The organism is Marinirhabdus gelatinilytica (assembly GCF_003353425.1).
Classification (GTDB): Bacteria; Bacteroidota; Bacteroidia; order Flavobacteriales; family Flavobacteriaceae; genus Marinirhabdus; species Marinirhabdus gelatinilytica.
The window spans coordinates 188,220-207,805 of sequence record NZ_QRAO01000003.1; the positions used below are offsets into that span (position 1 = coordinate 188,220).

The window sequence follows — 19,586 nt, forward strand, 5'->3', positions numbered from 1 at the left end:
TGAGGCACGAGAAAAATGAAATGTGCTTGACTGAGCGTTGGCTTTTTAACTTCAGATGTTGATGTTTAGCACGTTTTTCGGTATTGCTTACAACTTATTATATACTAACATTCATCATAGGTATCCCGGGAAATTTGCAGGTTATCCATAAAAAATTATCATGGGTATTCCGTAAAGTTACTGCTAAAAAATAATTTTTTAAAATACCCAAAAGAAAAAGCCCCACAGCGGGTATCGCTATGGGGCCTGTACTTCTTCTTATTACGGGTCGCTACTTTGCAATGTTCACCGCTCGGGTCTCACGTATTACGGTTACTTTTACTTGTCCCGGATAGGTCATATCGGTCTGTATTTTTTGGGAGATCTCAAAAGAGAGCTGTGCGGCCTTGTCGTCGCTTACCTTTTCGCTCTCTACCATAACGCGCAGTTCCCTACCCGCTTGTATGGCGTAAGCCTTGTTTACACCGTTAAAGCCAAAGGCAATATCCTCAAGGTCCTTTAAACGCTGGATGTAGCTGTCCAACACCTGGCGTCTTGCGCCCGGTCTTGCACCGCTTATGGCATCGCACACCTGTACTATGGGAGATAGTAGGCTGGTCATCTCAATCTCGTCGTGGTGGGCTCCTATGGCATTGCACACTTCTGGTTTCTCACCATACTTTTCGGCCCATTGCATCCCTAGGATGGCGTGGGGCACTTCGGTTTCGGTTTCTGGCACTTTCCCAATATCGTGCAACAATCCGGCACGTTTGGCAAGTTTGGGGTTCAATCCCAGTTCACTGGCCATTACGCCACACAGTTTTGCTACCTCACGGGAGTGGTGCAATAGGTTTTGCCCATAAGAGGAGCGGTAGCGCATACGTCCCACGGCTTTTATCAATTCTGGATGCAGGCCGTGTATGCCCAGGTCTATCACCGTGCGTTTTCCTACGTCTATAATCTCTTCTTCAATCTGTTTGCTGGTCTTGCGCACTACTTCCTCGATACGGGCGGGGTGTATCCTTCCGTCCGTTACCAATTTATGCAAGGATAGCCTTGCAATCTCACGGCGTACGCTATCAAAACAGGACAGGATGATGGCTTCTGGGGTATCGTCCACTATAATCTCTACGCCGGTTGCGGCCTCAATGGCACGTATGTTTCGGCCTTCACGCCCAATGATCCGCCCTTTTACGTCGTCACTCTCCAGGTTGAATACCGAGACGCAATTTTCTATGGCTTCTTCGGTCCCTATACGCTGTATGGTGTTTATCACGATCTTCTTGGCCTCCTGCTGTGCCGTCATCTTGGCTTCCTCTACCGAGTTTTGGATATAGGCCATCGCATCGGTCTTGGCCTCTTCCTTTAGGCTCTCCATAAGCTGTGCCTTGGCATCCTCGGCAGAAAGGCTGGAGATCACTTCCAGTTGCTCTATCTGGCTACGGTGCATCTTCTCAACTTCAGCGCGCTTTTTTTCCAAGATGTCCAAGCGGTCCTCGTATTCTTTTTTCTTGTTCTCAATGGTAGCGTTCAGCTTTTTGTTCTTGGACAATTCGCTGGATACTTGGGACTCCTTGTCACGGGTACGTTTTTCGGCCTCGTTTATTTTTTTCTCACGATTGGTAATTACTTTTTCGTGTTCGGCTTTTAGTTCGATAAACTTTTCCTTGGCCTGTAAAATCTTGTCTTTTTTTATGGCCTCTCCTTCTGTCTTGGCTTCCTTTAGGATGCCCTGGGCACTCTTCTTGGCGTTTTTAATGAGCTGCGAGGAATTGTTGCGCTCCAGTATTTTTGCAATTATAAAGCCAACGGCAATACCTACAACGGCTGCGATTATGACTATAATAGTGTTATCCATGTTGTCTAGTTTTAAATTTTGGGTATGGAAACCATATCCCGTAACCATACCTCCCAACGAGTTGGGAGAATAAAAAAAGCCTACATTAATATGCGATTTTGAATAAACTCCTTAAAGAAAAGTTTAGGGCTAACAAGCTGGTCAAGAATCCGCTCGAAGACGGCGCGCTTTTACAACTTAAACTCACCCTTTTTAAAGAATTCGTGTTGAGTTTACCAAAAATAAGTATTAATGTAGGCAGTAACCTTTTTTATGTAAAGAACGTTTACGATAGGTGCTCCTGTAACAACTGGTTAAGCGCGGTTAATTGGGCCTCTACCTGTTGTGTGTCGGTTTGCGTATCGATTTGTTTTTGCTCTACCTGGGCGGCAAACTGTAAGGCGCACATGGCCAGTACATCCTGCTTGTCCCTAACGGCATAACTATTTTCAAACTGTTTGATCATAGCCTCTATCTTCTTGGTGGCTTTTCTAAGGCCTTCCTCCTGCGATGGCTGTATGGTTAATGGATACACCCTGTCCGCGATAGAGAGCTTGATTTTTAACGGGTTTGACATTCAATTTATTGTTTTATTCGGAAAGCTGACTGATACATTGGTCTATCTCCCGAACTAAAGCATTTATTTTGAGCTTTGTTTCTCTTTTATGTTGGTCGCTGCCCAGCATTGAATTTGCCAACTGTAACGAGCTGCATTTGTCTTTCCATAGCTGGGTTTCCTCTTGGGAGGTTTCCAACAATTTTCTTGTTTCTTCCGCTTGAGCCTCTAACCGAATGTTTTTTTGCTTCAGCTTTTCATACCTATGAAGCAATTTACTTATTCTATTTTCAAGAGAATCAACGATTTTCGAAAGATCGCTCATTTCAATTTTTATCAATACTGCTTACACAAAGTTAACATACATCCCCAAATATGCCAACTGTTTTCTACAATTTTTTGTATTATTGAATGTTATTAGTAACAATAACTCACTACTCCCCCTATTTTATAGCGTATTACAATTTTTATGAAGCAATTTTTTATTTCCACAGCGTTATTTTTCGGGATTTTTGCAACGGCACAACAAGAACTGCCACAAGATTATTTTAGCGATCCGCTAGAAATTCCCCTTATACTTTCCGGTAGTTTTGGCGAACTGCGCAGCAACCACTTTCACAGCGGCTTGGACATCAAGACCCAACAGCGCGAGGGACTGCCCATATTTGCCCCGGCCGATGGGTATGTGAAACGAATTAAGGTGGCGCATTATGGCTACGGAAAAGCCCTGTACATCCAGCACCCTAACGGCTATACTACGGTGTATGCCCATTTACAGCGCTTTGCAAACGATATTGAAGACTACGTAAAGCAGAAGCAATACGAAAAGGAACGTTACGAGTTTGAGGCCTTTCCCGAGAGCAAACTGCTTTCGGTAAAAAAAGGTGAGATTATAGGCTACACGGGCAATAGCGGCAGCAGCGGTGGCCCACACCTGCATTTCGAGATTCGCGATGCCGCCTCCCGCCCTATGAACCCTATGCTATTCGGTATTGAGATTCCTGACACTAAAAAACCGTTGGTCAACTCGGTATTCGTGTATCCCATAGGAGAAGGTGCCCATGCCAACGACAACAGGAACCGCACCAAGCTTCGCCTCATCAGGCAGAAAGACGGGAACTTTAAGGCCGAAAAGGTTACCGCACTGGGCAAGATAGGCTTTGGTGTTTCTACCTACGACCAGCAAAACGGGGCTTCCAACAAAAATGGAACGTACCAAATAAAGACCAATTACAACGGTACCGAAAAATTCCACGTGCTCTTCGAAAGATTTTCCTTTGCCGAAACCCGATACCTGAACCGTTTTATGGATTTTGAATATTTCAAGACCAACAAGAGCCGGGTACAGAAGCTGTTCCGCCAGGAAAACAACCCCCTAAGCGTAATTGTTGCTGAAGATGACAACGGCTACGTAACTGTTGAAGAAGGGTTCGCTTCAGATTACACCATCACCCTATCCGACTTTAAGGGCAACACCGTAACCATAGTGGTGCCCATAGAGGGAAAAGCAGCCGAAAACCCAGAACCCAAAAACAACAAGGAGACAGACCATTACGTGTACCACAAGCAAGGGACTGCCATCACCAAGGGAAAGTTTGATATTTATATCCCTGCTGAAAGTTTATACGAAAACACGTATCTGGATGTAGAAGCAACCGGCGATACCCTTAGCTTTCACGAGGATGTGCTCCCCATCCATAAAAATATCACCATAAGTGTAGATGCTTCCAATTATGAGACCGATGATATTTCAAAATTATACATTGGCAGGCTAAACTATAGAGGGCTGCCCCTGTACAACAACACCTCCCGGAGAGGAAATAAGCTCACTACACGCACCCGTACCTTTGGAAAATATGTTTTGGCAACGGATACAACGGCGCCTACCGTAGAACCTGTAAACTTTCAAGATGGGAAATGGATAAGCAAGAACACCACGTTAAAAATTGAGATCGAAGACGATTTAAGCGGTATAAGCTCCTATCGTGCCACGGTAAACGGAAAGTTCATCTTAATGGAATACAATTACAAAACCGACATCCTGACCCATAATTTTGCTGATGATATAGTTACGGACACTGAAAACAACTTGAAATTGATCGTCGTGGATAATGTGGGAAATAGTACTACATTTGAAGCAACATTTTTCAGAAAATAAAACACACCACTAGCTTTTGAAAACTTATATACGCTCCCTCACCCTCCTACTCCTGTGTATCACCGGAAGTGCGCTGGCCCAAAATGCAACCATTAAAGGAGTAATCCTGGACGAGAACAATGTTCCCATCCCCGCCGTAAACGTTACTGCTGGCAACGGTTTGGGCACCCAAACAAATTTTGATGGGTACTACATACTGGAAGTACCATCCGGACAGGAAATTACCATAACCTTCTCCCACGTAAGCCATAAAAATGCTGTAATCACTATTCCCAGGCTGGAGCCCAATGAAGATTTTGAGCTTAATCCAGTTCTCAAGGTAGATGTAGAGCAAATTGCCACGGTAGTTGTTTCGGCGAACCAGCGCAAACGTGTACAAGGTCTTACCACCATTAGCCCAGAGGCGATCAGGAAAATTCCCGGAGCCAATGCAGGGGTTGAAAATTTATTGAAATCGCTACCCGGTGTAGTAAGCAACAACGAGCTGAGCACCCAATATGCTGTACGTGGTGGAAATTATGACGAAAACCTCGTGTACGTTAACGAGATTGAAGTATACCGCCCATTTTTAATACGTAGCGGACAGCAAGAAGGATTGAGTTTCGTGAACAGCGACCTCACACGCTCTGTAGATTTCTCGGCAGGTGGGTTCCAGGCAAAATATGGAGACAAGCTTTCCTCGGTATTGGATATTGAGTACCGCCGTCCCGTTTCGTTTGGTGCCACGGCAGATTTGAGTCTGTTGGGCGCAAGTGTTTCGGTTGAAGGAATTTCCAAGAACGAAAGATTGCGAGGTATCGTTGGAATGCGTTACCGCGATAACAGCTTGTTCGTAGACGCAAAACAAACCGAGACCAACTTCCAACCGCGCTTTGCCGATGTACAGACGTACCTTACCTACAAATTCAGCAATAAGTTTGAATTGGGCTTTTTGGGAAATGTCGCAATCAACCAATACGACTATGAGCCCCTTACCCGCCAGACCAATTTTGGTACACTCGCTGACCCCATAGCGCTTCTGGTATTTTATGAGGGACAAGAAAAAGATCGCTATAACACCTATTTTGGAGCCTTAAAAGGAACCTATGCCGTTTCTGATACCTACACCGCAAAATTTATAGGTAGCGCCTACCAGACCACAGAGCAGGAATACTTCGACATCTTGGCGCAATACCGCTTGGGAGAAGTAAATACCAATATTGGAGACGACAACCTGGGGGAGGTTGAGTTCAGCGAAGGGATAGGCTCCCAGCTTACCCACGCCCGTAACGACTTGGACGCTCTTATTTTTAACGCACAACACAAGGGGATTTTCTCCTTGAGCGACGAGACCACGATTGAATATGGAGTAAAGTACACCCACGAGGATATTCGAGATCGTGTACAGGAATATGAGATCATCGATTCGGCAGGTTTTTCCATCCGCCCTCCTATCATAGACTTTGCAAACAACCAACCCTACGAGCCGTTTGAAGCGCCCATAGTCCCCTTTACCGATATTAGAGCAGAAAACGATGTGCAGATAGACCGCTTTTCGGGATTTGTGCAATGGAGCAAGGCAACCACCTTGGGAAGTAACGACCTATGGCTGAATGCCGGGGTACGATCACAAAACTGGACCGTGAGCGGAGACGGTATAGAAAGCGTTACCCAAACCGTAGTAAGTCCGCGAGCACAAATTTCTTTAAAACCAGACTGGGAAATGGATATGCTCTTTAGGCTATCTGGAGGATTTTACCACCAGCCACCATTTTATCGAGAGCTGCGTGACTCTACGGGTACCGTACGTCCAGGTGTAAAAGCACAGCAATCTATACACATAGTATTGGGCAACGATTATAGCTTCAATCTTTGGGACAGACCCTTCACCTTAAACAGCGAAGTGTACTACAAAGATTTAACGAATGTAAACCCTTATACCCTAGAGAATGTGCGTATACGCTACAGAGCAAGAAACAATGCCGTGGCGTATGCCTATGGACTGGATATGCGCCTAGCAGGAGAGTTTGTTCCCGGCACGGAGAGCTGGGTGAGCTTTGGGTACCTTAAAACCGAAGAGAACATAGATGACCGTGGCTATATCTTTAGACCCACGGACCAACGCTTAAAGTTTGCGGTACTATTCCAGGATTACGTAAAGATAATTCCAGACCTAAAGATGTATTTGAACCTTGTGTACCAAACCGGCCTCCCTGGCGGTTCCCCAAGCTATGCAGACCCCTACGACTTCCAGACACGTCTTCCGGACTATAAGCGTGCAGACTTAGGAGTTTCCTATGTATTGGTGCATGATAAGAAGCAGAAAGATTCAGGAATCTTAAAACCTTTTAAAGAGCTTAGCATAGGTGCGGAGATTTTCAATATATTTGATGTAAGAAACTCTATCACCAACACATTTGTACGCGATGTGTACACCAAGACACAATACAGCATTCCTAACTTTTTATCACCCAGAGTGTTTAATGTTAGGCTAACTGCCAAGTTTTAAAAAAGCTGGAAAAAGAAAAAAGCCCAAAACGTTACTGTTTTCGGCTTTTTTTTGATGAGTATAGTTTCATTAAATATCCTGAAAGATAGAATGCATCAATCGTTTTTTGTCGTTAATGCTTTCTTCTAGCGAGATCATCGTTTCAGTCCTTGTAACACCTTCTATATCGTCTATACGATAAATAATGTCCTTGGCCTGTGTTGTGTCCTTAGCCCGTATCTTACAAAAGATATTGAATTTGCCGGTAGTCACGTGCGCCACGGTTACATAAGGTATCTCACTAATACGCTCCAGCACAAACTGGGTTTGTGAGGTTTTATGGAGAAACACTCCCACATACGCTATAAAGGAGTATCCCAATTTCTTATAATCAACACGAAGGGATGAACCCGTAATAATACCGGCCTCTTCCATTTTTTTTACACGAACATGGACCGTTCCTGCGGAAATGCTCAGTTTTTTTGCAATATCGGTAAAAGGGGTACGGGTGTTATCTATAAGCATATCAAGTATGCTATGGTCTGTATCGTCGAGTTTAAATTTTGCCATAGTTGTTTTAAGTTGTTTGGGGTGCAAAAATATAGTTTTTCAGCCTTAAAAGGAGTTAATCCTTGTTAATAAATAACACCAAATTATCTTTTTTATTGAATATTTCTGAAACTTTATCACCCACTCGATATTTTTCTTGAGAATTTACCAAAATTTCAGCACCATCCACATCCACCTCCTTATGTCCGTAATAGTTTTTCAGGGCAGCAATTTCATCTACACACAACACAAATTTTATTGCACCATCAGTTACTATTTCCTGATACTGAAACGCCACTGAAGTTGGTTTTGACATTTCTGGAACACTTACGTTTCTAATAATCAAGTCTTTAAAGTTCTTTTTGTTTTCCGGAATACCCCTATATGCAATCGAAGTACCTCCAGTTTCTTTAATGATATCAAAAAGTGCCAGCAGTGCCACACAAATATATGCCCGGGTATGTTCCCTAACGTAATCGTTAGGATAGTGGCCCGCCTCGAACAATATAGTAGGTACACCGCGCATCTGGAAACTATCGCCAACACAATTAGGATTAAAGGTATCATCGTAACGACCTATGTGGCCCGGGATGAGCGTTTGTAGCGTAGTGGCCATTTTCTCGATCAAATCCATTGCCTTACGCCTTGCGGGAGTGATTGTTCGTTTCTTGTTTGCTGCAGGCGACAGAAAAGACACAGTAGCCGTTTTTCCATCCTTAAAACCATAAATAGTACGCTGGTCGTGCAGATTAAGACAAAGATCTGGGGCAATATTGTCAAAAATCTTTCTCAAAACCTTGCTTTCCGGCTGTGATAGTTCTTGGGCATCACGGTTAAGGTCTACCGCTTTTGCATTTTCTCGGGTGTATTTTTCTGCTCCATCAGGATTTAAAATAGGAATGATGTGAAATGTGTAGGTTTCCAGGAAAGTTGAAATTTCATCTCGTAACAACTTCTTATCGGCCACGAGTTTTAGAAAGTCGAAAACAGCCTTGGTGGTTGTCGATTCGTTTCCATGCATCTGGGACCATCCCAAAACATTTTTTTTTCCATGTCCCACCGTGATCATGGGTATATCCTTTCCCAGTTGTGAGCTGCCAATCTTGGAAATTTTGAACACGTTTTTATACCGCTCCAGCAAGGGAGAAATATGGTTCAAAGTAATGTATCTACCCGTTAGTTCAGCTTCAAAAAAAGAGGAATAATCCTTCAGGAGTTTTTTCATCATTCAAAATAGAATCACAAAGGTAACTATTGCTTTGTTTACAATTGTAAACATTAGTTTTTATTGGTTTTGTTGGCTGTGCTAAACATTTCGGCAGTTCGTAAACTCCCAAAAAAGGCCTAAAAGTAAAATTATGTAGTAATTAATTTATTTTCAGTTGTTTAAAATGTTTTTACTAAATTGAAACTTTAATTATTTATTAAATAAAAGCGAACAATTTTGTAGCATAATCTACAATATGTTACTTTTGTAACCGTTAGGATAACAAATATCTTGTTACAATGGTAAACAGCGCGGATTTTTCAAAAAGGCTCGAAAAAATACTCGATTATTACGGGTTGTCCGCTACTGCATTTTCAGAAAAAATAGACTTTAACCGCTCTACCATCTCACACTTGATTTCCGGTAGAAACAAACCTAGTTTGGAGTTTGTGATGAAGGTGGTACAAACTTTTGAAGAAGTGAATTTGTATTGGCTTTTGAACGGGAAAGGCAGCTTCCCTTCTACCCCAAAAATCGAGACCGTAACACCCCAAAAAGAAACGCCAGAAAATACGGGTGCACCAAAAACTGAAGTTCCAAAAGTGGAACACGGCATACTACCATCTTCAAATTCCGGTTCCAATAGCATAGATCGCATCGTGATTTTTTATGCCGATGGAACTTTTAAGGAATACCTGCCCTAAGGTTACCTAAAATTTCAGAAATTCGCAGTATGAAAACTTTCTATCCTTTTTTGGCGTTCATGCTACTTGCCACAATCCTTACAGGCTGCTATAATACCGAAAGAAACTGTGCCCATTTTAAAACGGGCACCTTTGAGTTTGAGGCGCTGGTGGGCACCGAACTTACCAAAACTACTTTTGTTCGCAACGATTCCATAGAAATTGATTACTTTAGAGGAAAGGCAGACACGTCCTATATTCGCTGGATTAACAACTGCGAGTACGTGGTCACCAAGAAAAACCCTAAGAACCAAGCTGAAAAGCGCGCCATACACATGAAAATTCTAGCTACCGATGGAGACAGCTATACCTTTGAGTATAATATCGTGGGAGAAACACGAAAGGAAAGAGGAACGGCTGGAAAAATAAGTGATGCCACAAGCAGGAGCAAAAAAAACTGATCAATTAAATTACTAACTCGCCAATTAACCATAAAAAATGTTCGAAATACTTACCTCGCCAGATGCCCTCGTTGCACTGTTAACACTTACGTTTTTGGAAATTGTCCTAGGGATAGACAATATTATATTTATATCTCTGGCATCCAGCAAACTACCTAAGGAACACCAAAAGAAAGCAACCAACATCGGGCTGTTTATGGCTATGTTGATACGTATTGTACTCCTTTTTGGGATTTCGTGGCTGGTGGCTATGGAAGCCCCTTTTTGGCACATAAATACTTCTTGGATGCAAGCTGGGATAAGTGGACAAGGGCTCATACTCATAGCAGGAGGTATCTTTTTACTGTACAAAAGTACCAGCGAGATCCATGAAAAGGTGGAGGACAAAGGGCATGACGAACGCGTTGTGGCCAGGGGTAGAAAAACCACGCTCACGAAGGCTATTACACAAATAGCGCTAATTAATATCGTGTTTTCTTTCGACTCTATTTTAACAGCTGTGGGAATGACCAATGGCCTGAGTGACGATCCTAACGATGCGCTCGTGATAATGGTGATTGCCGTGGTAGTTTCAGTAATAATTATGATGGTATTTGCAAACCCCGTGGGACGTTTTGTGAACAAGCACCCTACCGTGCAACTCTTGGGACTCTCCTTTTTAATTTTGATAGGTTTTATGCTTATTGCCGAAGGTGCCCACCTCTCGCACATCGTTATCTTTGGTGCCGAAGTAGGAACTATTCCCAAGGGCTATTTATACTTTACCATTGCATTCTCGTTGTTCATAGAATTCCTGAACATGCGCTACCGCAAGACGACCAGTGGTATTGTGACCACACATCCCGAGAAAATTGACGAACCCGAAAATCCCACACTATGAGAACCACTTGGACCGAAAACGAATTTAAAGCCTATATCCTGCTCTATTGTGCCACGATAGACAATGACAAAAGCTGGGAAGAGCAAGAATTGATCAATACCTACGTGAACGACAAGGACTTTGTAGCGATACGTAGAGAGTTTGAAAAAGACAACGACTATCAAGCTATCGAAAAAATAAACCATACCTTGGAAAGGTTGGGATATACCAAAAACGATACCGAGAGGCTAATTGCTGAGATAAAACAGCTTTTTCTGGCGGACGGAACCTTTTCTGCTACCGAGAAAGCGCTCTTTAACGGCCTAAAGAGAATATTGAGATAATGCCCTACCACATAGTCCTCATTGAGCCAGAAATACCGAACAACACAGGGAATATTGGGCGATTGAGCCTTGCCTCTGGTTGCCATTTGCATCTTGTAAAACCATTGGGGTTCGATATTGACGATTCTCGGGTAAAACGGTCGGGGCTGGACTATTGGAAACACGTACAGCTCACGGTGTATGAGTCGGTCACAGAGTTTTTAAGCAAACACGGCGACAAAAAAATGGCTTTCCTCTCCAGCCACGGTTCCCAAAGTTTTTGGGACATCCCCTTCGAGGAGGATCTATTTTTAATCTTCGGGAAAGAATCGGTGGGACTTTCAGCAGAAATTTTAGAAAAAAATTCACACCGAACCTATAAAATCCCTATCCATAGCGAGCATATACGCAGTATCAATCTAGCCAATGCAGTAAGTATCGTGGTATATGAAGGGCTTCGAAATAAAAACTGAAAGCCGAAAACTGAAATAGAACTAAAATATTATGGGTAAAAACGATCAAGAATACTGGACACAGCGCTATAAAGACGGTGATACGGGTTGGGACGTGGGTGAAGCGACCGGGCCGCTCATTGCCTATTTTGAACAAGTAACGCAAAAAAACCTAAAGATCCTAATCCCCGGTGCAGGAAATGCCTACGAAGCTGAATATCTGCACAGCAAGGGTTTTAAAAACGTTCACATCCTTGATATTTCTGAGATCCCCCTTTCAAACTTCAAAAAAAGGAATCCTTCGTTCCCTGAACAACACATACACCAACAGGATTTTTTTAAGCACAAAGGAACATACGACCTTATTATAGAACAAACATTTTTCTGTTCTTTTGAGCCAGACCCAATGACGCGGGTGAAATACGCTACCAAGATGGCCTCCCTCCTGGTCCCAAAAGGAAAGCTTGTTGCTGTATTATTTGAAAACACAGCAACCCAAGATTCTGAACTACGGCCTTATGGTGCTTCAGAAACCGAATACCGGAAATACCTCAGCCCGCATTTTGAAATCTTAACGCTGGAGCCAAGCTACAACTCTATTCCCTCGAGACAGGGTAGTGAATTGTTCGGGATATTTCAGAAAAAAATAAAACCCAAGACCCAACCCAATAACCCGTTGCACGGCATTACCCTAAAAACCATTGTTACCGAGCTGGTAGCACACTACGGCTGGGAAGCGCTGGGCGAACAGGTACGTATAAACAGTTTTGTGGTGAACCCTTCGATTAATTCCAGTTTGAAATTCCTTCGGAAAACAGATTGGGCACGGAAAGAGGTGGAACAATTGTATGTTAGGACTTTTAAGATGTAATGATGTATTAATCAATCTTACGGTACCAATACAAGCAAACATAAAAACAAAAAAATAAAGAGGAGAAAAAAAAACAATGTAACCACGAGGTTTTTTCTTCTTCGGTTTTTAAATTTTCTCCTAATTCCTTCTTTTATTTCTTCAAGTTCTTCTTCGGAAACTTTTGGGAAATTGTATTCGGTTTTTTCGGTTGAATGATTATGTCCTTCAGTTTTAGTATCGAAAAGACTCTTCTTTTTTCTATCACGTGCTTTTTTTCTTGCTAACGTAGCTTTAAAAGCATTGAGACTTCCGTGTGGCATTGTTTTAAGTTGGTATTGTAAATTTAAGGAAAACAGTTTTTTAATTCGTCCCAAAAACTGATTTGACGGCCTAACGAAAAAAAAGTTCAGAATTTACATTGCAAGAGAATTAAGATTCCTCCTTCTACGCCCTCCGGAATGACAAATGATTTTTCTTTCACAATAATCTTTACGTATTTCCACTAAGGTTTCTTTTTCTTTAACAGCGCATTCTGTTCTTGCATCAAACGTTCGATATTGGAGAGCAGCTCGATGTTCTTTGGGGTTTCCACGGTTTTGTTCTTGGGGTCCTCGGCTTTTTTCTTAAAACGATTGATGCCTTTAATCACTACAAAAATGGTGAGGGCGATGACCAAAAAATCGATGAGTACCTCGATCAATTCTCCATAGCCAATAGCAACTTCTTGGACATCTTCTGCAGCTTCGCGCAGGATGTATTTGCGTTCGTTTAAGTTAACATCATCTGTGAGCAGTGATAAGGGCGGCATAACCACTTTCTTAACCAAGGTGTTCACTACATTGTTGAAGGCGGTACCAATGATGATACCTACCGCCATATCGATCATGTTACCCTTTACTGCAAAATTCTTAAATTCTTTAATAAAGCTTTTCATACGCTAATCGAACAGGGAGCCCTGCTCGCCATTATCCTTTGTTGGGGGTACTTTTGTATCTGGGTTTTTAGCAGAAGTTGCTTCAGTATCGTTTTTAACTTCTTCTTCGTCTATAACATCCAGGTCTTCGGTTTTCTTTTCTTCGGAAGCCTCGTAAGGCAATGCTGCCAAAGCGTTTATCTCCAGTACCTTATCTTTAGTCAGTTGATTCCCCATGGCTGTGATGCCTTTCACCGAAATAAATTCTTCTAGGCTTACTTCCAGATTTTCCTTTCTTTCTTTTCCGCGTTCTTTCACAAAAACTACTTCGGCTTGTGGCCTATGCTCGGTAAAAATTCGTTCTAGGTAGGATTTTGGGTGATCGGTTATTATGAGTTCTTCTTTGTCTGGATTTTCGATCAAAAAACGTTTTACATAGAACAGCTCTTTCTCACCTTCCCAATAAATGGCCGAAAGCGGTTTTTTAGGATCCCATTTTTCCAGCACGATCATATCCTCATCAAACCGAAGGGTAATTTCGGGAACTACTGTCTTTGCGATACCTTTTTGATTAATGATGAGCAAGCGTTCGTGGGATTTAAATTCTCCCAGCAGTTCGCCCCTGCCCTCAAGGTTCAATCGTTGTACCGTATCGTCAAACCAAATTTTTCGGGGTTTTAGGGTAGAGAGTCCTTTTTCCTTCAGTTCTACCCGCTTTACGGCATATTTGGTCACGATATTACCTTTTGAATTTCGTCCCTTAATCAATTGATCGGCAAAGTCGAGGTCCCATTTCAGTTTTTTAATGCTTCCGCTCTGGCGCAAGAGAATGGTAACCACTTCTGCCTCCCCGTTCGGGTTTGCTGAAAAATAAAGTACTTTGCTGCCTTTGGTGCCGGCCGTCATATCGTACTCCCTATCGCGCGTCATGGACGTTACGTTAAAGCGCTTAACATAGGTAGCACCACGAGGGCCGTCTTTATAAATCATATTGTAGGTGGTACGCTTGTCCTTCTTTTTCCACACAGCAACGTGGATAATCCCTTTGCCTATAAAGGTCTTGCTGTCTACCTTGGTCACCATCATCTTTCCCTCTTGGGTAAAACAGATGATATCGTCTATATCGCTACAATCTGTTACGTACTCATCACGTCTTAAACTGGTACCAATAAAGCCTTCATCACGGTTAACATACAGTTTTGTGTTACGGATTACTACCTTGGTAGCCTCAATATCGTCAAACACCTTAATCTCTGCTTGGCGTTCTTTTCCCTCTCCATAATCTTTTTTCAGCCTTTTAAAATAGTCTATGGCATACTCGATCAAGTTCGCCAGATGGTGTTTCACCTGCGCAATCTGATCTTCCAGCGCATCGATTTTTTGTTGTGCTTTATCTATATCGAATTTTGAAATACGCTTGATGCGTATCTCTGTTAAACGCACGATATCCTCTTCGGTAACTTCACGTTTTAAGTGGCCCGTGTGGGGCTTCAAACCTTTGTCAATGGCCGCAATAACACCTTCCCATGTTTCCTCCTCCTCAATATCGCGATAAATTCGGTTTTCAATGAAGATTCGCTCCAAAGAGGCGTAGTGCCATTGGTTCTCAAACTCTCCCAATTGTATCTCCAGCTCGCTTTTCAGCAACTCAACAGTTCTATCGGTAGAACGGCGCAACATCTCCGAAACGCCAATAAATAATGGCTTATTGTCCTCTATCACACAGCCCAACGGAGAGATTGAGGTCTCGCAATTGGTAAAAGCGTATAGTGCATCAATGGTCTTATCTGGGGATATTCCCGAAGGGATATGTATCAATATCTCAACCTCTGCGGCTGTATTGTCTTCAATCTTCTTGATTTTTATCTTCCCCTTGTCATTCGCTTTTAGGATAGAGTCTATCAGGGATGAAGTGGTCGTTGTAAACGGAATCTCCCGAATTACCAAGGTGTTTTTATCATGCTGTAAGATACGCGCTCTGCTTCGAATCTTCCCACCACGTAGCCCGTCGTTGTAGTCTGTTACGTCAACCATTCCGCCCGTTGGGAAATCTGGATAAAGGGTAAAACGCTTTCCCTGCAGATGTTTGATGGAAGCGTCTATCAACTCAATAAAATTATGCGGTAATATTTTTGTGGAAAGACCCACGGCAATCCCCTCGCCCCCCTGTGCCAAGAGCATTGGGAACATTACGGGTAGGTTGATAGGTTCCTTCCTACGACCGTCGTAACTAGCTTGCCACTCGGTAATCTTAGGGTTATAGACTACATCCAGCGCAAATTTAGATAGGCGCGCCTCGATGTATCGGGAGGCTGCTGCACGGTCGCCCGTTAAGATATTTCCCCAGTTTCCTTGGGTGTCTATCAACAAATCCTTTTGCCCTATCTGCACCATGGCGTCTGCAATGCTGGCATCCCCGTGGGGGTGGTACTGCATGGTATGCCCCACAATGTTTGCCACCTTGTTGTAACGGCCATCGTCCAGATCTTTCATGGAGTGCATAATACGGCGCTGTACGGGTTTAAAACCATCCTCAATAGCGGGTACGGCCCGTTCCAGGATTACATAGCTGGCGTAATCCAGAAACCACTCACGGTACATCCCTGTAACACGGGTAATGGTCTCGCCTGTATCTACCTCTTCCACTTCGCCTCCTTCCACATCTTGGTGGTGGATGTCTTCGGGGTTTAGGTTTTCTTCGTTTTCGTTATTTTCGAGTTGGTCACTCATGTATTCTATAAAATTTTTAGGACTAGATCGCTTTCTAGGAAAATGATCCCTTAGTGTGTTTCTCTCTCGTGCCTCGTTCAACAGAGACAAGTCGAAGGGGCTATTGAATTATTTAAATATTTATTTTGATGTTATGTTATCCATTGTTTCATACCATTTCTTCCTGAGAATTAAAGAAATTAATTCTCCATCAAATCTTTCAACGAGTCGTATTTCAGAAAAATATGGCCTTGCTTCAAATTGTGCTTTATATCTATAGACAATATAAGAATGACCGTCTCCTCTCAATTCTTCAAGAAATATAGAATTTAAGTTTCCAATATCACTTGTCATACCCCTGCAGCTCTTATATCCGTTTTCTGAAGTCAAATTTTTAAGCTTTTTACTGAACTGAATATCATGTGTTTCTGAAATATTACAATCCATAAAATAATCTTCTAAGAACAATTTGTAATCTTCAATTTTTTCTTCTGATACAGATGTTCTGTTTAAAGCACCGAATCTTTTATCCCAAGATTTTTTAGTTTTACAGGAAATCAATAAAATAACTAGGGTTGTAATTAAACCTATTTTCTTCATAGAACCCAAAACAATTGTTTTTTTAATTCCAAAATAATAATAAACCATCACTCCTCCACCGCATCCAGTTCCACTTTCAAGTTCTCAATAATAAACTTTTGCCTATCGGGGGTGTTCTTGCCCATATAAAAGCTCAGCATTTCCTCAATACTCATTTGTTTGTCCAGCATCACAGGATCCAGACGAATATCCTCACCTATAAAATGCACAAACTCGTCCGGAGAGATTTCACCCAATCCTTTAAATCTGGTGATTTCTGGTTTCGGCTTCAATTTTTCTATGGCATCACGGCGTTCTTCTTCGCTGTAACAGTAAATGGTCTCTTTTTTGTTCCGTACCCGGAAGAGCGGCGTTTGCAGGATATACAGGTGGCCTTCCTTGATCAATTCAGGAAAAAACTGCAGGAAGAATGTTATGAGCAATAGGCGGATGTGCATCCCGTCTACATCGGCATCGGTAGCGATCACGATATTGTTGTAACGCAAGTCTTCGAGGGATTCCTCAATATTAAGTGCCGCTTGTAAAAGGTTAAACTCTTCATTCTCGTACACTATCTTCTTTGAAAGTCCGTAGCTGTTGAGCGGTTTTCCCTTTAAACTGAAAACAGCCTGTGTATTTACATCCCGGCTCTTGGTAATACTACCACTCGCACTGTCTCCCTCGGTGATAAAAAGGGTAGTTTCCAGATAACGCTCCTTTTTGTTATCGCCAAAGTGGATACGGCAATCCCGTAGTTTCTTGTTGTGCAGGTTGGCCTTTTTAGCTCGGTCTTTTGCCAATTTACGAATTCCAGAGAGCTCCTTGCGCTCCCGTTCGGCAGTAAGGATTTTCTTCTGGAGTTTCTCAGCCACCTCTGGGTTCTTGTGTAGGTAGTTGTCCAGATGGGTCTTCACAAAATCGTTTATGTAGGTGCGTACGGTGGGCAGATCGCCCCCCATATCGGTAGAGCCCAATTTGGTCTTGGTCTGGCTCTCGAAAACAGGCTCCATGACCTTGATGCTTATAGCCGCCACGATTGATTTACGAATATCGCTCGCATCGTAATTCTTTCCAAAATGCTCCCGAACGGTTTTTACCAAAGCTTCCCGAAATGCTGAGAGGTGTGTTCCTCCCTGGGTGGTGTTCTGTCCGTTTACAAAGCTATAATAGCTCTCACTGTACTGGGTCTTGGAATGTGTGATGGCTACCTCAATATCGTCTCCTCGTAAATGAACCACGGGATACAACATATCGTCCTTGTTCATGTCGTCCTCGAGCAAATCTTTCAATCCGTTTTCGGAAACAAACTTTTCGCCGTTAAAGTCTATGGTAAGCCCTGGGTTTAGGTATACGTAGTTGCGGAGCATTTTTTCCACATATTCGCTTCGGAACTTGTAGTTCTTGAAAATAGTATCGTCCGGCACAAAAGTAACCTTGGTCCCTTTTCGTTTGGTGGTGTTTTCCACATTAGGATCTTCCACCAGCTCTCCCAGTTCAAAACGAGCGGCTTTTTGTTGCCCATCGCGAACCGACTCTACCTTAAACGAAGCAGAAAGTGCATTTACCGCCTTGGTACCTACCCCGTTCAACCCAACCGATTTCTTAAAGGCCCGGCTGTCGTACTTTCCCCCTGTGTTCATCTTGGAAACTACGTCCACGACCTTGCCCAATGGGATACCACGGCCATAGTCACGCACCTTCACTTCCTTATCTTTTATCTTGATCTCGATGGTTTTTCCGGCACCCATCACAAACTCGTCGATACAGTTGTCGATAACTTCTTTCAACAAAATATAGATACCATCGTCTGGGGAGGAACCATCTCCCAATTTACCAATATACATTCCGGGACGCATACGTATATGCTCTTTCCAATCGAGCGAGCGTATGTTGTCTTCGGTATAATTTGTTTCTGCCATAAAAATCTGCTGAATAAGCGTTAAATATAGGGTTTCGGCTTAAATTGAAAAACCCTAATTCTTGAAAGTAATTAACAATTGAGCGACAGAAATTGTTAAGAAAATTGAAATATGGATACTTACAGCAATCCATTTTCAAAAAATTTCAGCAAAACTCGCTTAATAAATTGTTAATGTATAGTCAGCGAAGTATCATATCTTATATTTTCGCTAGTATGAAAAAACAACTATTACTTACCCTCGCCCTAATTTCAATTACAATTTCAAACGCCCAAAAAGCTGAAACCCCCTATGAGTGGGACTGGACCACAGATGGTATTTGGACCGGTACTGCCCTTGCTGGAAGTGCAGGGGGATTTTTATTGATACAGAACAAAGACGATATAGACCCTGATGAGTTTATGCGCATACAGAACAACCTTGAAGGTGAGATCGATAAGATAAACTTTTTCGACAGATGGGCCGCAGGAAACCATGACGAAGATGCCAATAAGATAAGCGATATTCCTTTTGCCATCTCGTTTGCAGCACCGTTTGCAATGCTTTTCAATGACGAGATAAACGACCACACGGGTATTTATCTAGGTATGTATTTGGAAAGTTTATCCACAACTGCCGCAATGTATACAATTACAGCGGGTCTTGTGAACAGAAGCAGACCCTATGTATATGACGATAGTGGTACCACTGGTATAGACAGAAGGATGAGTGGCAACGGCCAGCGCTCTTTTTATTCGGGCCATGTTGCAGCAACGGCGTCCTCGACTTTCTTTATGGCCAAGGTGTATAGTGATGTACACCCGGAGTCCAATGCAAAATTTTGGGTCTGGACCGGAGCTGCCATTCCTCCTGCCGCTGTGGGTTATTTTAGAATACAGGCCGGACAGCATTTTCTTACCGATGTACTACTGGGCTATGCGCTGGGTGCTGGTGTTGGGATCCTAGTCCCTGAACTTCACAAAAAGAAAAATAATGACGGATTGTCCATTTACCCAACAGGTGGTAGAACGTATTTGGGGGACGAATATACCGCAATGGCGCTCTCGCTGAAATTTTAGAGTATTTTTAAAAGCTCAAAAGAC

Annotated in this window: 19 protein-coding genes and 1 other RNA gene; 9 read left to right on the forward strand and 11 right to left on the reverse strand. The window is 42.8% G+C overall.

What is annotated here, in order from left to right; genetic code table 11:
• Nucleotides 1-271: 271 nt before the first annotated feature.
• From rny to C8D94_RS09905, 4 genes are all read right to left on the reverse strand, one after another.
• Nucleotides 272-1,837 carry a ribonuclease Y gene (gene rny, locus C8D94_RS09890; RefSeq protein WP_115124036.1) on the reverse strand — a complete coding sequence of 522 codons (1,566 nt, stop codon included), beginning with the start codon at nt 1,835-1,837 and terminating at the stop codon, nt 272-274.
• A 104-nt stretch (nt 1,838-1,941) separates the two neighbouring features.
• Nucleotides 1,942-2,049, reverse strand: a non-coding RNA gene (ssrS, locus tag C8D94_RS09895) — 6S RNA.
• A gap of 53 nt (nt 2,050-2,102) precedes the next feature.
• Nucleotides 2,103-2,393: a cell division protein ZapA gene (locus C8D94_RS09900; RefSeq protein ID WP_115123787.1), complete on the reverse strand. Its 291-nt coding sequence runs from the start codon at nt 2,391-2,393 to the stop codon at nt 2,103-2,105.
• Nucleotides 2,394-2,406: 13 nt separating this feature from the next.
• Nucleotides 2,407-2,697 carry a hypothetical protein gene (locus C8D94_RS09905; RefSeq protein WP_115123788.1) on the reverse strand — a complete coding sequence of 97 codons (291 nt, stop codon included), beginning with the start codon at nt 2,695-2,697 and terminating at the stop codon, nt 2,407-2,409.
• Nucleotides 2,698-2,841: 144 nt separating this feature from the next.
• Here C8D94_RS09905 and C8D94_RS09910 point away from each other — a divergent pair, with 144 nt between their 5' ends.
• A complete protein-coding gene (locus tag C8D94_RS09910; protein ID WP_115123789.1) occupies nt 2,842-4,530 on the forward strand; it encodes a M23 family metallopeptidase in 1,689 nt (562 codons plus the stop codon).
• A 16-nt stretch (nt 4,531-4,546) separates the two neighbouring features.
• Entirely contained in the window at nt 4,547-7,018 is a 2,472-nt protein-coding gene (locus tag C8D94_RS09915; protein WP_211308910.1) for a TonB-dependent receptor, read from the forward strand.
• A 69-nt stretch (nt 7,019-7,087) separates the two neighbouring features.
• Here the strand turns inward: C8D94_RS09915 and C8D94_RS09920 are convergent, their stop codons facing one another.
• Both C8D94_RS09920 and C8D94_RS09925 read right to left on the reverse strand, forming a co-directional pair.
• Nucleotides 7,088-7,567: an Lrp/AsnC family transcriptional regulator gene (locus C8D94_RS09920; protein ID WP_115123790.1), complete on the reverse strand. Its 480-nt coding sequence runs from the start codon at nt 7,565-7,567 to the stop codon at nt 7,088-7,090.
• Nucleotides 7,568-7,622: 55 nt separating this feature from the next.
• On the reverse strand, nt 7,623-8,774 hold the full coding sequence (locus tag C8D94_RS09925) for a M14 family zinc carboxypeptidase (RefSeq protein WP_115123791.1): 1,152 nt from the start codon (nt 8,772-8,774) through the stop codon (nt 7,623-7,625).
• Between the two features lie 278 nt (nt 8,775-9,052).
• On the opposite strand from C8D94_RS09925, the gene C8D94_RS09930 reads away from it, so the two are divergent.
• The 6 genes from C8D94_RS09930 to C8D94_RS09955 are packed head-to-tail and all read left to right on the forward strand — an operon-like array spanning nt 9,053 to nt 12,402.
• Nucleotides 9,053-9,457: a helix-turn-helix domain-containing protein gene (locus C8D94_RS09930; protein ID WP_115123792.1), complete on the forward strand. Its 405-nt coding sequence runs from the start codon at nt 9,053-9,055 to the stop codon at nt 9,455-9,457.
• Between the two features lie 29 nt (nt 9,458-9,486).
• On the forward strand, nt 9,487-9,897 hold the full coding sequence (locus C8D94_RS09935; protein ID WP_211308911.1) for a DNA topoisomerase IV: 411 nt from the start codon (nt 9,487-9,489) through the stop codon (nt 9,895-9,897).
• Nucleotides 9,898-9,934: 37 nt separating this feature from the next.
• On the forward strand, nt 9,935-10,777 hold the full coding sequence (locus C8D94_RS09940; protein ID WP_115123793.1) for a TerC family protein: 843 nt from the start codon (nt 9,935-9,937) through the stop codon (nt 10,775-10,777).
• The gene (locus C8D94_RS09945) at nt 10,774-11,100 is read left to right on the forward strand and encodes a hypothetical protein (RefSeq protein ID WP_115123794.1); all 327 of its coding nucleotides are present in this window, start codon (nt 10,774-10,776) and stop codon (nt 11,098-11,100) included. Before C8D94_RS09940 ends, C8D94_RS09945 begins: the two co-directional genes overlap by 4 nt.
• The gene (locus tag C8D94_RS09950) at nt 11,100-11,552 is read left to right on the forward strand and encodes a tRNA (cytidine(34)-2'-O)-methyltransferase (RefSeq protein WP_115123795.1); all 453 of its coding nucleotides are present in this window, start codon (nt 11,100-11,102) and stop codon (nt 11,550-11,552) included. The genes C8D94_RS09945 and C8D94_RS09950 overlap by 1 nt, the downstream gene beginning before the upstream one ends.
• A 31-nt stretch (nt 11,553-11,583) precedes the next feature.
• The gene (locus tag C8D94_RS09955; RefSeq protein ID WP_170134756.1) at nt 11,584-12,402 is read left to right on the forward strand and encodes a VF530 family DNA-binding protein; all 819 of its coding nucleotides are present in this window, start codon (nt 11,584-11,586) and stop codon (nt 12,400-12,402) included.
• Nucleotides 12,403-12,419: 17 nt separating this feature from the next.
• Here the strand turns inward: C8D94_RS09955 and C8D94_RS09960 are convergent, their stop codons facing one another.
• The 5 genes from C8D94_RS09960 to C8D94_RS09980 all read right to left on the reverse strand — a co-directional run bounded on the left by C8D94_RS09960 (nt 12,420) and on the right by C8D94_RS09980 (nt 18,504).
• Entirely contained in the window at nt 12,420-12,704 is a 285-nt protein-coding gene (locus C8D94_RS09960) for a hypothetical protein (protein WP_147278533.1), read from the reverse strand.
• A 182-nt stretch (nt 12,705-12,886) separates the two neighbouring features.
• Nucleotides 12,887-13,318 carry a large-conductance mechanosensitive channel protein MscL gene (gene mscL / locus C8D94_RS09965; protein WP_115123797.1) on the reverse strand — a complete coding sequence of 144 codons (432 nt, stop codon included), beginning with the start codon at nt 13,316-13,318 and terminating at the stop codon, nt 12,887-12,889.
• 3 nt (nt 13,319-13,321) lie between these two features.
• Nucleotides 13,322-16,027: a DNA gyrase/topoisomerase IV subunit A gene (locus C8D94_RS09970; protein ID WP_115123798.1), complete on the reverse strand. Its 2,706-nt coding sequence runs from the start codon at nt 16,025-16,027 to the stop codon at nt 13,322-13,324.
• Nucleotides 16,028-16,147: 120 nt separating this feature from the next.
• Nucleotides 16,148-16,606 (reverse strand): hypothetical protein, encoded by a 459-nt coding sequence (locus tag C8D94_RS09975; protein WP_115123799.1) that lies wholly within the window; start codon nt 16,604-16,606, stop codon nt 16,148-16,150.
• Nucleotides 16,607-16,653: 47 nt separating this feature from the next.
• Entirely contained in the window at nt 16,654-18,504 is a 1,851-nt protein-coding gene (locus C8D94_RS09980) for a DNA topoisomerase IV subunit B (RefSeq protein WP_115123800.1), read from the reverse strand.
• A gap of 215 nt (nt 18,505-18,719) precedes the next feature.
• Here C8D94_RS09980 and C8D94_RS09985 point away from each other — a divergent pair, with 215 nt between their 5' ends.
• The gene (locus tag C8D94_RS09985; protein ID WP_245946266.1) at nt 18,720-19,562 is read left to right on the forward strand and encodes a phosphatase PAP2 family protein; all 843 of its coding nucleotides are present in this window, start codon (nt 18,720-18,722) and stop codon (nt 19,560-19,562) included.
• Nucleotides 19,563-19,586 lie beyond the last annotated feature (24 nt).